Genomic DNA, 13,284 nt, shown 5'->3' on the forward strand with positions numbered 1-13,284 from the left:
ATGATACGCCGCGCAAATAATCTACTGGAAACAATATGGCACTGTTGCAAATTGCAGAACCGGGCGAGTCAACGGCCCCCCACCAACACCGGTTAGCGGTAGGCATCGATCTGGGTACCACCAACTCGCTGGTGGCCTCGGTACGTAGTGGTGAGGCGGTCACCCTGACCGATGAGCAGGATCACGCCATTCTTCCTTCTGTAGTTCGCTATCTTGGCGAGGGCGAGATCGTTGTCGGTGAGACAGCGCGTGCCGCAGCCAGTACCGACCCGATGAATACCATCTCATCGATCAAACGTTATCTTGGACGGCCGCTTGCAGATGCCTGTCGTCACTGTACCCATCTTCCCTATGATTTTATTGAGGTCGATTCGACCGTACCGAGAATCCGCACCGTTGGTGGTGATGTGACACCAGTAGAGGTCTCGGCAGAAATTCTTAAACAGCTCAAAAAACGCGCCATCGATTCGCTCGGTGGTGACCTTACTGGCGTGGTGATCACTGTGCCGGCCTATTTTGATGATGCACAGCGCCAGGCGACCAAGGATGCGGCACAGATCGCCGGTTTGAATGTACTGCGTCTGCTCAATGAGCCGACTGCCGCCGCTGTTGCCTATGGACTCGACCAGAGTGGTGATGGCGTTATTGCCGTCTACGATCTGGGTGGCGGAACCTTCGATATTTCGATACTACGTCTCAATCGAGGTGTCTTTGAGGTGCTCTCAACCGGTGGCGATACCGCACTCGGTGGTGACGATCTCGATCATGCGATTGCCGAGTGGATTCGCGATATGGCGGAGATTGAGGTAGGTGAAGATCGTTCACTCTCACGTCGTATGCTCAATGCTGCCTGTGCCGCCAAGGAGCAGCTAACCGACCGGGATACGGCTGAGATTGATGTCGAGCTGAAGGATGGTAAACATTGGCAGGGTACGCTCACCGTCGAACTATTTAATTCACTGGTTGATCCACTGATTAAGAAAACCCTCAGCACCTGCCGTAGAACGGTGCGTGATGCCGGTATCGCCTTTGATGAGATCGTCGAGGTGGTGATGGTCGGTGGTTCGACCCGTGTGCCGCGTGTACGCGAGCAGGTGGGAGAGTTGTTTGGCCGCGAACCGCATGTCGACATCGATCCCGATCAGGTAGTCGCCATCGGTGCGGCGCTGCAGGCTGATGTGCTGGCTGGTAACAAACCCAACGATGAGATGTTGCTGCTCGACGTCATTCCACTCTCGCTCGGTATTGAGATGATGGGTGGGCTGGTCGAGAAGATTATTCCTCGTAACACCACCATCCCTGTAGCCCGTGCTCAGGAGTTCACCACCTACAAAGATGGTCAGACGGCAATGGCAGTGCATGTACTACAGGGTGAACGCGAACTGGTGGTCGACAACCGTTCGTTGGCCCGTTTTGAGCTGCGCGGTATCCCACCTGTGGCAGCCGGTGCGGCACGCATTCGCGTTACCTTCCAGGTAGATGCCGATGGACTACTGAGTGTCTCGGCACAGGAGCAGGTCAGTGGGGTTGAGTCGAGCGTGCAGGTCAAACCCTCCTATGGCCTGAGCGATAACGAAGTCGCGCAGATGTTGAAAGACTCCTACGATCACGCCAGTGACGATATGGAGGCGCGTAAACTACGTGAGCAGCAGGTCGAGGCGGGCCGTGTGGTTGAGGCGCTGCAGGCTGCGCTGGCAAAGGATGGTGACCAGTTACTCAACAGCGAGGAGCGTGCCGTAATCGATGCATCTCTTGCTGAGCTGATCAGTCTGACCGAAGAGAGCAGTGACCAGCGTAAGATCAAACGTTCGATCGAGTCGCTGGAGAAGAGCTGCTCTGAGTATGTCGAGCGCCGCATGAATAGTAATATTCAGAAGGCGATGGCCGGACACAGTGTCGATGAGTTTGAAGCGGGCAGTTAGTGCCTGGCTGAATTGAAAGGATTAGGAAGAAGATCATGCCGCAACTGATGTTTTTACCCCATGAAGAGCTCTGCCCCGATGGTGCTGCCTTTGAAGCGGAATCGGGCATTACGATCTGTGATGCGGCACTTGCTAATGGCATTGATATCGAGCACGCCTGTGAAAAGTCATGCGCCTGCACCACCTGTCACGTCCATATTCGCGAAGGTGGTGATCTCAATGAGGCGACCGATGATGAGGATGACCTGCTCGATAAGGCGTGGGGACTCGATCCTGACTCGCGCCTCAGCTGTCAGACGGTGATTGGTAGTGAAGATCTGGTCATCGAAATTCCCAAATACACCATCAACATGGTCTCAGAGACACACTAAAGGCCGGTTGGCAATTAACAAGGTGAGAGTATGAGTCTGAAATGGCTGGATGTTCTGGAGATCGCGATTCAACTTGATGAGAAGCATCCCGATGTCGATCCGAAGACGGTCCGTTTTGTCGACCTGCATAACTGGGTTGTTGATCTCGAAGAGTTCGATGACGATCACGATCACGGTGGTGAGAAGGTACTCGAAGCGATCCAGATGACATGGATAGAAGAGCGAGATTGACCCTCTTCCGTGCCTTGAAATGGTGACGCCTCCGTGTTGACGGTGATTGCCTGAAATGACGCGTAAGAGTAGAATATATAAGGTGATTTTTAGTAAACCCGCGTTTTCGCGGGTTTACGCTATTTAGGGCGACCAGAAATGAGTCGTATCCCAGTCGTCGATACCCTGAGAAGTCTTTAAAGCCAGTTGAACAGCGAAACCAAAATTAACCTCCTCGACTTCGACCTTCAGGGTATGAGGGAGTACTTCGCCGCGCTAGGTGAGAAGCCTTTTCGTGCTACCCAGGTGATGAAGTGGATCTACCACTTCGGTATCACCGACTTCGATGAGATGAGCAACCTGAGTAAGGTGCTGCGTGAGCGACTTAAGGTGGAGGCCGAAGTGCGTCTGCCAGAGATCGCCTCCGACCATCTCTCTCAGGATCACTCTCGCAAATGGCTGTTCCGTCTCGAAGATGGAAACTGCATCGAAACCGTCTTTATTCCCGTGGATGGGCGTGGAACCCTGTGTGTCTCCTCTCAGGTCGGGTGTAGCCTCAACTGCAGCTTCTGCTCCACGGCGCAGCAGGGTTTTAACCGCAACCTCACCACTGGCGAGATCATCGGTCAGGTGCTCGCCGCCAGCATCGCCATCGGCATCTCGGAAAATCGCGGTGAACGCGCCATCACCAATGTGGTGTTGATGGGAATGGGTGAGCCGCTGCTTAACGTCGATAACGTCGTCCCTGCAATGCGCCTGATGATGGAAGACAATGCCTTTGGCCTCTCCAAACGTCGTGTCACCCTCAGTACTTCGGGGCTAGTGCCAGCAATGGATCAGCTGAGCGAGACCATTGATGTCAGTCTTGCCGTCTCGCTGCACGCCACCAATGATGAGCTGCGTGATGAGCTGGTACCGATCAACAAGAAGTATCCGATTGCAGAATTGATGGAAGCGTGCCGCCGTTATGCGGTTGGAGCGCCACACGGAAAGATTACGATGGAGTACGTAATGATCGATGGAGTGAATGACTCGGAGGCAGAGGCGCGTGAGCTGGCAAAGTTGCTCAAGGATGTCCCCTCCAAGGTTAATCTGATTCCCTTCAACCCCTTTCCAGGTAGTGACTACCGTAGCTCTTCAGATCGGACGGTAAGACGTTTCCAGGAGATCCTGATCGATGCCGGTCACATTACCGTGACACGCAGAACCCGCGGTGACGATATCGATGCCGCCTGTGGACAGCTGGCGGGTCGGGTGCAGGATCGTACCCGCCGTACGCAGAAGCTGAAGCTGGAGCGTTCGGCATGAGCAGAGTCGCAGTGGTTCTGGTAATGGTGAGTGCACTATTGGTTGGTTGTGCTTCTGATTCAAGCAAGAGCGAGGCGCCGGAGCAGGGGCGTGACCAGCAGGTTGCACAGCTCAATCTGCAGCTTGGTATTAACTACATGCGCAGTGGTGACAATGGTCAGGCAATGGAGAAACTGCAGCGCTCACTGGCACATGATCAGAGTAACGCTGTGACCCACTCGACCATCGCGCTGCTCTATAGCCGCCTGCGTGATAACCCTAAGGCAGAACACCACTATCAGCGCTCGATCGCGTTGAATCCAGATGATGCGATGACTCGTGCCAATTTCGGTAGTTTCCTCTGCAGCCGTGGGAGTTATCGTAAAGCGGTCGAGCAGTATCAGCGCGCCTGGAGCAATCCAGCCAACCGCCAACCTGAGGTTGCTTATGCCTCTGCTGGTATCTGTCTCAGCAGTAGTGGCGATAAAGTGCGAGCAGAGCAGTACCTGCGTAAGGCACTTGAGATCAATAAACGCTATCCGCTGGCGCTGATGCAGATGGCAGAGCTGACCTTCAAGAGCAAGAAATATTTGAGTGCGCGCGCTTATCTACAGCGCCTCGGTGCACCGGCACAGCTCGGTGAGCGTGCGCTCTATATCGGATTCCATGCTGAAAACAGTCTTGGCGATAAAGAAATGGCCCGCAGATACCGGGGGGAGCTCTTCAAGCGATACCCTGGGTCAGAAGAGGCCAGAAAACTGCAGGGGGAGGATGATGAGTACAGAAGAGGGGTTGGAGAAAGATAACGCGACAGCAGGTGGTGCCGATGTAGGGCGTCAGCTGCAACAGGCACGCGAAGCACAGGAGATGAGCATCGCGGATGCCGCAAGCCACCTACGACTTACGCGTGATGTGGTCGAGGCGCTTGAAGCGGGTAGCTGTGAGGTGTTGCCTGCACCGGCCTTTGTTCGAGGTTATCTACGCAGTTACGCACGACTGCTGTCGATCGACGAGGAGCGGATTGTAACGGCCTATAACGCCACCTGTGGCGAGGCGCCCGAGCTCTCGTTTCACAAGGCGGGTGCGGAGCAGCTACTGCGCTGGAAAAGATATGCGACCTTCGCGGTAGTCGGTATCGTGGTGGTGTTACTGGCAATAGTCGGTAGCAACATGCTTGAGGGTGAAGAGAACGATGAGGTGACGGCAAAGGTTGAAGAGGAGCCTGTGTCGCAGCTTAGCGAGACCTTTCAACCGGTGGCGATGATCATTGAACAGGCTGAGGCGGCTGAGGTTGAGCCTGTCGAACCGATAGTCGCTGAGAAAGCCCTGGTTGTTGAGGCTCCTGAAGTTGCTGAACCAGAGCCAGTCGCCCCGGCCGTTAGTGAGCCTGTGGTTGTAGCCGCATTGATTGAGAGTCCACCGGTTGTTACCGAAAAGGTGGCAGAGGTGATTGCGCCAGCGCCTACAGGGGCAGTGCTCAAGCTCAGCTTCAGCGGAGATAGCTGGGTGGTTGTGCATGATGCCTCCGGCAAGCGACGCATGTATGACATGGGCACCTCGAAACGTGCAAGAGAGATTAACGGCCCGGCACCGTTCAGGGTTTTCCTTGGAAAGGCCGACGTGGTTGCAGTAGAGATTGATGGGGAGTCATTTGATCACCGCCCCTTTATTGAAGGTGATCTGGCACGTTTTGAAGTGGGCAGTTAACTGTACTGGTAAGTAATGCATACAGAGAATTCAATACAGCGTCGTGTTTCACGACAGATCAGCGTCGGCTCGGTAAAGGTGGGTGGCGATGCACCGATCTCGGTGCAGAGCATGACCAACACCGAGACCTGTGATGTCGATGCGACCGTCGGTCAGGTCGAGGCACTCGATCGTGCCGGTGCCGATATGGCGCGAATCTCTATTCCAAGCATGGAAGCCGCCGAGGCGTTTGGTGAAATTCGTAAACGAATCGAGCTACCGCTGATCGCCGATATCCACTTCGACCACAAGATCGCGCTGCGCGTGGCCGAGCTGGGTGTCGACTGTCTACGTATCAATCCGGGCAACATCGGTAAGGAGGATCGCGTACGTGCAGTCGTCGACTCGGCGCGCGATCACAATATCCCGATTCGCATCGGTGTGAACGCCGGTTCGCTAGAGAAGGATATCCAGAAGAAGTATGGCGAGCCGACCCCGGCGGCACTGGTCGAGTCGGCGATGCGCCATATCGACTACCTGAACCGTTTCGATTTCCCCGATTTTAAGGTCAGCATTAAGGCCTCCGATGTCTTTACCACCGTCACCGCCTATCGGGAACTGGCCAGCCAGATCGAGCAGCCGCTGCATCTCGGTATTACCGAGGCGGGTGGTCTGCGCGCCGGTAGCGTCAAGTCGGCGATCGGTCTCGGTATGCTGCTCAGTGAAGGCATTGGCGATACGCTGCGTGTTTCGCTGGCGGCCGATCCGGTTGAGGAGATCAAGGTCGGTTTCGACATCCTCAAGAGCCTGCGTATTCGCAACAAGGGGATCAACCTGATCGCCTGTCCCTCCTGCTCACGTCAGGAGTTCGATGTGATCAGTACGGTCAACGAACTGGAGTCACGCCTAGAGGATGTTCTCGAGCCGATGGATGTGGCAGTGATCGGTTGCGTGGTCAATGGTCCGGGTGAGGCGCGCGAGGCACAGATCGGAGTTACCGGTGGTGAGCCCAATCTGCTCTATATTGGCGGCAAGCCCGACCACAAGGTGGGCAACGAACAGCTGGTCGATGAGCTGGAGCAGAGCATTCGCGACGAGATCGCACGACGTAACGCAGAGACAGAATAGTTTAATCCGTCGGGAACCTGAGCGGCCGTTATCGGTCTCTTCTGGGGTAACCGGCTGCATCAGTAGAAAAAGGTAAAAAGTGGCAAAAAGTATTCAGGCAATTCGCGGCATGCACGACATCCTGCCGGATCAAACCCCGTTGTGGCAGCATCTGGAGCGTAGCGTGGCGAGCGTATTACGCGGTTACGGTTATGAAGAGATCCGTATGCCGCTGGTCGAGAAGACCGATCTGTTCAAGCGCTCTATCGGTGAGGTGACCGATATCGTCGAGAAGGAGATGTACACCTTCGAAGATCGCAACGGCGACAGTCTGACGCTTCGTCCTGAGGGTACCGCCAGCTGTGTGCGTGCCGGTATCGAACACGGTCTGCTCTATAACCAGATCCGTCGTCTCTGGTACACCGGCCCGATGTTCCGACACGAACGCCCACAGAAGGGGCGCTATCGTCAGTTCCAGCAGATCGGCGTTGAAGCGTTTGGTATGAACGGCCCCGATATCGATGCAGAGCTGATTTTTATTACTGCACGGCTGTGGAAGGTGCTCGGTCTCGACGATGTTGAACTGCAGATCAACTCACTTGGCACCAACGAGGCGCGTAACGCCTACCGAACAGTTCTGATCGACTACCTCACCACCCATGAAGCGCTGCTCGATGAGGAGAGCAAACGCCGTCTGCACTCCAATCCACTGCGTATTCTCGATAGTAAGAATCCCGAGATGCAGGCGATGATTGAGGAGGCACCGAAGCTGCAGGAGCACCTCGATGAGGAGTCACGTGAGCACTTCGAACAGCTGCTGGCGCTACTCGATGCTGCGGGAATTCCATACCGCATCAACACCCGTCTGGTGCGGGGTCTCGACTACTACAGCAAGACTGTTTTTGAATGGGTAACGCAGAGCCTGGGTGCACAGGGCACCATCTGTGCTGGCGGTCGTTACGATGGACTGGTCGAGCAGCTCGGCGGCAAGCCGACACAGGCGGCCGGTTTTGCGATGGGCGTTGAGCGTCTGGTCGCGATGCTCGAGGAGCAGCAGAATCTCGAGGTGAGCGGTGCCCCCGATGGCTACATGATCATGGTCGGTGAGCAGTCACAGCGGGCGGGGCTGGTGATGGCAGAGACACTACGCGATGAATTACCAAACCTCTCACTGCTCTGTAATAGCGGTGGTGGAAGTTTTAAAAGTCAGTTCAAACGCGCCGATAAAAGCGGCGCCCAATTCGCCCTGATTCTGGGTGACGATGAGCTGGCAAGGGGTGAGATCGGCGTCAAACCACTACGCGGTAATGGCGAGCAGCAGACCGTTGCGCACAACGATCTGGCACAACATATTTCAAATTTGATAAACCTATAACTGGGAACGGAGAGTCACTGTGGAAGGCTACGTAAGCGAAGAGCAGCAGGTAGAGGCGATCAAGAAGTGGTGGAAAGAGAACGGCGTGGCAGTTGTCAGCGGCGTGGTGCTCGGACTCGGTATTCTCTTTGGTGGTCGCGCCTGGTTTGACTATAAACAGGTCCAGGCCGAGAACTCATCAATGACCTACAGCCTGATGCTTCAGGCGGTAGAGGTTGGTAAACAGGATGAAGCGGTACAGCTCGGCACCGCACTGCTGGCCGATGGTAACAGCGGTGAGTATGCCGCGATGGCCTCGCTGATGCTGGCGCGTATCGAGGTTGAGCGCGGAGCACTGGAGAAGGCGCAGGCCCACTTGCAGTGGGTTAACGATAACGCCTCACTCACCGGACTCAGCTCAGTGGCAACCCTGCGCTTGGCACGACTGCTCTATATGCAGGGCGACAGCGACGCTGCGCTGGCCAAGCTTGAAACCGTACCCTCTGAGGGTTTCGCCTCGGCCTACTCTGAGCTGAAGGGTGATATCTACGCTGCCAAGGGTGAAGCAGATAAGGCGCGAGCAGCGTACTCCATCGCACTGGCGACCAATGGTACTAGCTCCTTCCTGCAGATGAAGCATGATGATCTCGCCGCAGGAGATGCGAAATGAGTAAGTTCCGATTCGCACCCCTGTTGCTGAGCGTTCTGCTGCTGCAGGGCTGCGGCAGTATGTTTCTGGGTGAAGACAACACCGCACCTGCTGCAGAACTGACCGATTTTGATACCACCGTTAAGGTCGATGAAATCTGGGAACGCAGTGCCGGTTCCGGTAGTCGTGGTGATCGTGCCAACCTGGTTGTGGCACTGAGTGGTGAGCGTGTCTACGCAGCAGAGTTCGATGGTGACGTGATGGCGTTTGACGCCAACAATGGTGATCGAGTCTGGATCCACGATACCGATAGCACCATCGGTGGTGGCGTCGGTGTAGGAGAGGGGTTGGTGCTGGTTGGCACGAGCGATGCCGAGGTGGTAGCACTCTCAGTCGAGAACGGTGATGAACTGTGGCGCTCCAAGGTGAGCAGCGAGGTTCTCTCGGTACCGCGCGCAGCCGAAGGCGTGGTTGTTACCCAGACCATCGACGGCAAGATGTTTGGCCTCGATGCCAAAGATGGTAAGCGTCTCTGGATCTACGATCGTACTGTACCGACCCTGACCCTGCGTGGTACCAGCTCACCGGTACTCGCACCCGGTCTGGTGATCAGTGGCTTTGCCAGCGGCAAGCTGACCGCCATTAGCCTCAAGGACGGCAAGCCACTCTGGGAGCGTCGTATCAGCGTACCGAGCGGTCGTTCAGAGCTGGAACGCATGGTCGATATCGATGCCGATCCACTGGTAATGGGCAACGAGATCTACGTCTCCACCTATCAAGGTCGTGTCGCTGCGGTCGATCTGCTCAGCGGAAAGCTGCGCTGGGTGCGTGAGCTACCCTCTCGCGCCGGTCTCGGTGGTGACTATGGTCAGATCTATGTGACCGATGACAGTGGCCACGTCTGGGCACTGGAGCGGGCCAACGGTCGTTCCATCTGGAAGCAGGACAAGTTGACCAACCGCTCGGTCAGTACCCCAGCGGTGGTCGGTAACTACGTCGTGGTCGGTGATTACGAGGGTTACCTGCACTGGATGGATCGTACCGATGGTCACCTGGTCGCACGCACCCGTGTCGGTAGCAGTGGTATCTCTGCAGCGCCGATTGTTGAAAATGAGATGTTGTTTGTACTCGGCCGTGGTGGCGATCTCGCTGCCTACAAGATTGCCGAGTAGTCGTCCTTCGGAATTAAGTAGAACCCCATGCTCCCTGTAATCGCACTGGTCGGCCGCCCCAATGTGGGCAAGTCGACCCTGTTTAATTTCCTCACCCGTACACGTAATGCACTGGTCGCCGATATGCCTGGTGTCACCCGTGATCGTCTCTATGGTGCCGGTCGTGTTGGCGAGCGTCCCTATCTGGTCGTCGATACCGGCGGTCTAAGCGGTAATGCCGAGGGTGTTGATGCGCTGATGGAGCAGCAGGCAATGCAGGCGATTGATGAGGCCGATGCAGTGCTGTTTCTGGTCGATGCTCGAGATGGCATGACCTCGGCCGATCAGGCCATTGCCAATATGCTGCGTCGCTGTAACAAACCAATCTACCTGGCGCTCAACAAGAGTGAAGGTCTGAATATCGATGTCGTCTCGGCCGAATTCTTTGCACTCGGTATCGGAGAGCCTCTGCCCGTTGCATCGGCGCACGGAAGCGGCGTTGCCGATCTGATCGAGATGGTATTTGACGCCTTGCCACCCGAGGAGGAGGGCGACAGTGCCGAGCAGAAGGGGATACGCATCGCCGTAGTTGGACGCCCCAACGTCGGTAAGTCGACGCTGGTCAATCGTATTCTCGGCGAGGAGCGGGTACTCGCCTACGACATGCCCGGCACCACCCGCGACTCGATATTCATCCCCTTCGAGCGTGACGATGAGCGGTATGTCCTGATCGATACCGCCGGTGTGCGCCGTAAGGCGAAGGTGAAGGAGACAATAGAGAAGTTCAGTGCCATCAAGGCGCTGCAGGCGATCAACGAGGCCAACGTCGTCATCCTGGTGCTCGACGCCCACGAAGAGATCAGCGATCAGGACGCCTGGCTCGCCGGACATGCGGTCGATAGTGGCCGCGCGATGGTGGTGGCGGTTAATAAGTGGGACGGTCTTGCGTCGGATGAGCGTGACTGGATCAAGCGTGAACTTGAACGCAAATTAATGTTCCTCGATTTTGCAGACACCCACTTTATCTCAGCACTGCACGGCAGTGGCGTCGGTAACCTGTTCGACTCCATTCAGGACGCCTACGAGTCGGCGACCCGTAAGTTAAACACCCCGGATCTGACTCGTATCCTCGAAGATGCCGTCTCCGCCCACCAGCCACCACTGGTGAAGGGACGTCGTATCAAACTGCGTTACGCACACCAGGGCGGTCAGAATCCACCATTGATCGTTGTTCATGGCAACCAGACTGCGGCAGTTCCGGATAGCTATCAACGCTACCTGATGAACAAATTCCGCAAGATTCTTAAGTTGAAAGGCACACCGATTAGGGTCGACTTCAAGTCGGGTGAAAACCCCTTCAAGGATAAGAAGAAACCACCAAGAGAAAAATTTGGTAAGAAGAATAAACGGATAGAGAAGTATAGAAAGAAGTAGGATTGTTGTTTGATGAAAAAGGGGCTCTTTGAGCCCCTTTTTTTTACGTTGAATATTCAATGGGGCGGCGTCAAGCCTCCTAACGTGGGTGGGTAACTACAAAGTAACTTACAGGCTTGACGCCGACCACGACACCACAGTGGGCTGATCGGTATGGGTGGTGATAATGGAAAGATCGTCGCAGCAGGCGGTGCGCTGCCGATGTTGATAAGCATTTTTAATGTCTGTGTGGATGAGCTGTTGCTAGGTGCACCGATTAGTGGAAGTAAGGCAAGTCAGGGTGTAGCAATTTGTACAGGAAAGGTGCCAGAGCCAATCTTATTATTCACAGTAGTCGGCTAGGTTCCAATCCCGGTGACGATGTTCATCACTAATCAGACTGGATAGCATCTAAGGTGATAAGAATTCGGATTGGCAATCATTTGTAGCCCGGATGGAGCAAAGCGTAATCCGGGAGGGAAAAGTCCCGGATTTCGTTTCACTACATCCGGGCTGCTTGCTCGGAAGTCCTTGATTCAGTATCTGATTCTACTAAGTAACGGTTAGTTTCGCTGCTCCTAAAAAGGCAAATAGTGAAAAACCAACGATGATTGAGATTGTTTGAAATGCTGAGATGGCGATTCCCTTTATATATGTTGTGCCCATGATCATCGAGTACCCTGCTGCAGAAAGAAAAATACTTAATATTCCGCCAAATTCGGTTAGCTCCTCGCCAGCTTGCATAAAGGCGCTTGCGAGTATCATCGCGAGAAAGCACCAGCCGAACCCCGTGCGTTCTGCTTCAAAATAATTACCAGCTACCTTTATTGGTACAAGTAGGATGAGTAGTAATAATCCTAAGGCTGTGAAAGTTCCCATAATATTCCCTATTAATATCTGATTTCGAATAGGTGTTCTTGTGTTATTGATTTTTCATTTTTCAATAAAAATGAGCCAAATAGATAGCCAATTACTGCGCCGCTTATGTGGGCGACAAAGTTGGTGTTGGAGTTATTGTCTCCCGAATATAGTTCAGCAATATCCCATCCAATATATATCAGTGCGAGTATCCATGCCGGTATCGATATGGTTTTCAAAATAAATACAATCGCTGACCGCCATGGATAGCGAAGCGAAGGCGGTTAGTCCGCGATAGTCGACGCCGTCTGCCTATTCGTAGTTGAGAGCGAGAGCGAACGACGCGAGGCGCCGCAGGCATAAACGGTCGCGTGAAGTTTTTGCTGTTTGCTTGGGCTTGGATGCCCAAAACAAACTCTCGCAAAAATAGCGACTCCCCTAGAAAAGTATGCATTTGATTCGGACTGTTGGCATTAGAAATGCGAATAGTCCAATCATGCCCATGACTACACCAGATAGTCCTATTGTTGGTAAAGCGTTGCTGTCGTGAATAGTGGATATTGAGTATGAAAGGTTTGTCCCAATGCATAATGTTAGAACTGAAAATAGATATTTTTTCCATCCGACAATGATTTCAATGCTTGCGGCAAATGCGTAGAAAAATATTAGGTTACCAATTAAGTGGTAAATATTACCGTGGGCAAATGATGCTGAAATCATGTTGAGCACATGATACGTACTTGGTGAGTATTGAATTCTTGATGTTAGTGTCAATGGCGTTGTGTTTGTGAATGCTGAGTACTCGTTTACTAGTGCGTTTCTAATCTGTTCGATGTCAATTGTGTTATCTGTGTTATTGGCTGTTTTTACTATTTTATTGATGTGTTCTGACTTGTTCTGAGCACGATGTATGCTTAACAGTACATTTGCGCAGTTGTTTGTTGAGTTGTTTCCTGAAATTAGCTTTATGCTTTCGTCAAAGTTTTTATTCTCTACATGAGTGCAGAAGTCTAAAGTGTTGGTGTGAAGAAGTTCTTCACTAGAAACTTGGTTTCCGTATATGAATATACAGATAATGGATAGTAGTATCGTTAATAGAGGGATGTGGTTGAGTGAAAGATCTACTCTATAAGGAAAGAAAAACATTGTCTGAACGGCTTGGTTCTACGTCCTGTACGCGCAATATTTGTGTGGGAGTATATGTTTGTGCGAATAGTTATCGTAGGTCGAAGATTCGAGTTCTGCTGTATCCATATTTGTTGTGTTCATTCCTTTG

The 13,284-nt window shown here is 53.6% G+C and carries 13 protein-coding genes; 11 read left to right on the top strand and 2 right to left on the bottom strand.

Annotated features, from left to right (window positions below; translation table 11 throughout):
* The first annotated feature begins 35 nt into the window (after window positions 1-35).
* The 11 genes from hscA (at window position 36) to der (ending at window position 11,171) form a co-directional block, all read left to right on the top strand.
* Window positions 36-1,922, top strand: a complete 1,887-nt coding sequence (hscA, locus tag BOW52_RS01015; RefSeq protein WP_078482217.1) for a Fe-S protein assembly chaperone HscA — start codon at window positions 36-38, stop codon at window positions 1,920-1,922.
* A gap of 35 nt (window positions 1,923-1,957) precedes the next feature.
* Window positions 1,958-2,293, top strand: a complete 336-nt coding sequence (gene fdx / locus BOW52_RS01020) for an ISC system 2Fe-2S type ferredoxin (protein WP_078482218.1) — start codon at window positions 1,958-1,960, stop codon at window positions 2,291-2,293.
* A 30-nt stretch (window positions 2,294-2,323) separates the two neighbouring features.
* Window positions 2,324-2,524: a Fe-S cluster assembly protein IscX gene (gene iscX / locus BOW52_RS01025; protein WP_078482219.1), complete on the top strand. Its 201-nt coding sequence runs from the start codon at window positions 2,324-2,326 to the stop codon at window positions 2,522-2,524.
* Between the two features lie 186 nt (window positions 2,525-2,710).
* Window positions 2,711-3,811, top strand: coding sequence for a 23S rRNA (adenine(2503)-C(2))-methyltransferase RlmN (rlmN, locus tag BOW52_RS01030; protein WP_078482220.1), 1,101 nt, complete (start codon window positions 2,711-2,713; stop codon window positions 3,809-3,811).
* A complete protein-coding gene (gene pilW, locus BOW52_RS01035; RefSeq protein WP_078482221.1) occupies window positions 3,808-4,596 on the top strand; it encodes a type IV pilus biogenesis/stability protein PilW in 789 nt (262 codons plus the stop codon). The genes rlmN and pilW overlap by 4 nt, the downstream gene beginning before the upstream one ends.
* On the top strand, window positions 4,562-5,497 hold the full coding sequence (locus tag BOW52_RS01040; protein WP_172840048.1) for a RodZ domain-containing protein: 936 nt from the start codon (window positions 4,562-4,564) through the stop codon (window positions 5,495-5,497). Before pilW ends, BOW52_RS01040 begins: the two co-directional genes overlap by 35 nt.
* A gap of 15 nt (window positions 5,498-5,512) precedes the next feature.
* A complete protein-coding gene (gene ispG / locus BOW52_RS01045) occupies window positions 5,513-6,604 on the top strand; it encodes a flavodoxin-dependent (E)-4-hydroxy-3-methylbut-2-enyl-diphosphate synthase (RefSeq protein ID WP_078482223.1) in 1,092 nt (363 codons plus the stop codon).
* Between the two features lie 79 nt (window positions 6,605-6,683).
* The gene (gene hisS, locus BOW52_RS01050) at window positions 6,684-7,958 is read left to right on the top strand and encodes a histidine--tRNA ligase (protein ID WP_078482224.1); all 1,275 of its coding nucleotides are present in this window, start codon (window positions 6,684-6,686) and stop codon (window positions 7,956-7,958) included.
* Between the two features lie 19 nt (window positions 7,959-7,977).
* Entirely contained in the window at window positions 7,978-8,607 is a 630-nt protein-coding gene (locus tag BOW52_RS01055; RefSeq protein ID WP_078482225.1) for a YfgM family protein, read from the top strand.
* The gene (gene bamB, locus BOW52_RS01060) at window positions 8,604-9,758 is read left to right on the top strand and encodes an outer membrane protein assembly factor BamB (protein WP_078482226.1); all 1,155 of its coding nucleotides are present in this window, start codon (window positions 8,604-8,606) and stop codon (window positions 9,756-9,758) included. Before BOW52_RS01055 ends, bamB begins: the two co-directional genes overlap by 4 nt.
* Before the next feature lie 27 nt (window positions 9,759-9,785).
* A complete protein-coding gene (der, locus tag BOW52_RS01065) occupies window positions 9,786-11,171 on the top strand; it encodes a ribosome biogenesis GTPase Der (protein ID WP_078482227.1) in 1,386 nt (461 codons plus the stop codon).
* A gap of 531 nt (window positions 11,172-11,702) precedes the next feature.
* On the opposite strand, the gene BOW52_RS01070 is transcribed toward der, so the two are convergent.
* Both BOW52_RS01070 and BOW52_RS17960 read right to left on the bottom strand, forming a co-directional pair.
* A complete protein-coding gene (locus tag BOW52_RS01070; protein ID WP_078482228.1) occupies window positions 11,703-12,029 on the bottom strand; it encodes a hypothetical protein in 327 nt (108 codons plus the stop codon).
* A 417-nt stretch (window positions 12,030-12,446) separates the two neighbouring features.
* Window positions 12,447-13,154 (bottom strand): rhomboid family intramembrane serine protease, encoded by a 708-nt coding sequence (locus tag BOW52_RS17960; protein WP_078482229.1) that lies wholly within the window; start codon window positions 13,152-13,154, stop codon window positions 12,447-12,449.
* Between the last annotated feature and the right edge of the window lie 130 nt (window positions 13,155-13,284).

The organism is Solemya pervernicosa gill symbiont (assembly GCF_002020875.1).
Classification (GTDB): Bacteria; Pseudomonadota; Gammaproteobacteria.

Bases quoted from the DNA above. Each gene is read 5' to 3' on its own strand.
- der (WP_078482227.1), top strand. From the start codon at position 9,786: ATGCTCCCTGTAATCGCACTGGTCGGCCGCCCCAATGTGGGCAAGTCG.
- pilW (WP_078482221.1), top strand. From the start codon at position 3,808: ATGAGCAGAGTCGCAGTGGTTCTGGTAATGGTGAGTGCACTATTGGTT.
- BOW52_RS17960 (WP_078482229.1), bottom strand. From the start codon at position 13,154: ATGTTTTTCTTTCCTTATAGAGTAGATCTTTCACTCAACCACATCCCT.
- ispG (WP_078482223.1), top strand. From the start codon at position 5,513: ATGCATACAGAGAATTCAATACAGCGTCGTGTTTCACGACAGATCAGC.
- bamB (WP_078482226.1), top strand. From the start codon at position 8,604: ATGAGTAAGTTCCGATTCGCACCCCTGTTGCTGAGCGTTCTGCTGCTG.
- fdx (WP_078482218.1), top strand. From the start codon at position 1,958: ATGCCGCAACTGATGTTTTTACCCCATGAAGAGCTCTGCCCCGATGGT.
- iscX (WP_078482219.1), top strand. From the start codon at position 2,324: ATGAGTCTGAAATGGCTGGATGTTCTGGAGATCGCGATTCAACTTGAT.
- BOW52_RS01040 (WP_172840048.1), top strand. From the start codon at position 4,562: ATGATGAGTACAGAAGAGGGGTTGGAGAAAGATAACGCGACAGCAGGT.
- BOW52_RS01070 (WP_078482228.1), bottom strand. From the start codon at position 12,029: ATGGGAACTTTCACAGCCTTAGGATTATTACTACTCATCCTACTTGTA.
- hscA (WP_078482217.1), top strand. From the start codon at position 36: ATGGCACTGTTGCAAATTGCAGAACCGGGCGAGTCAACGGCCCCCCAC.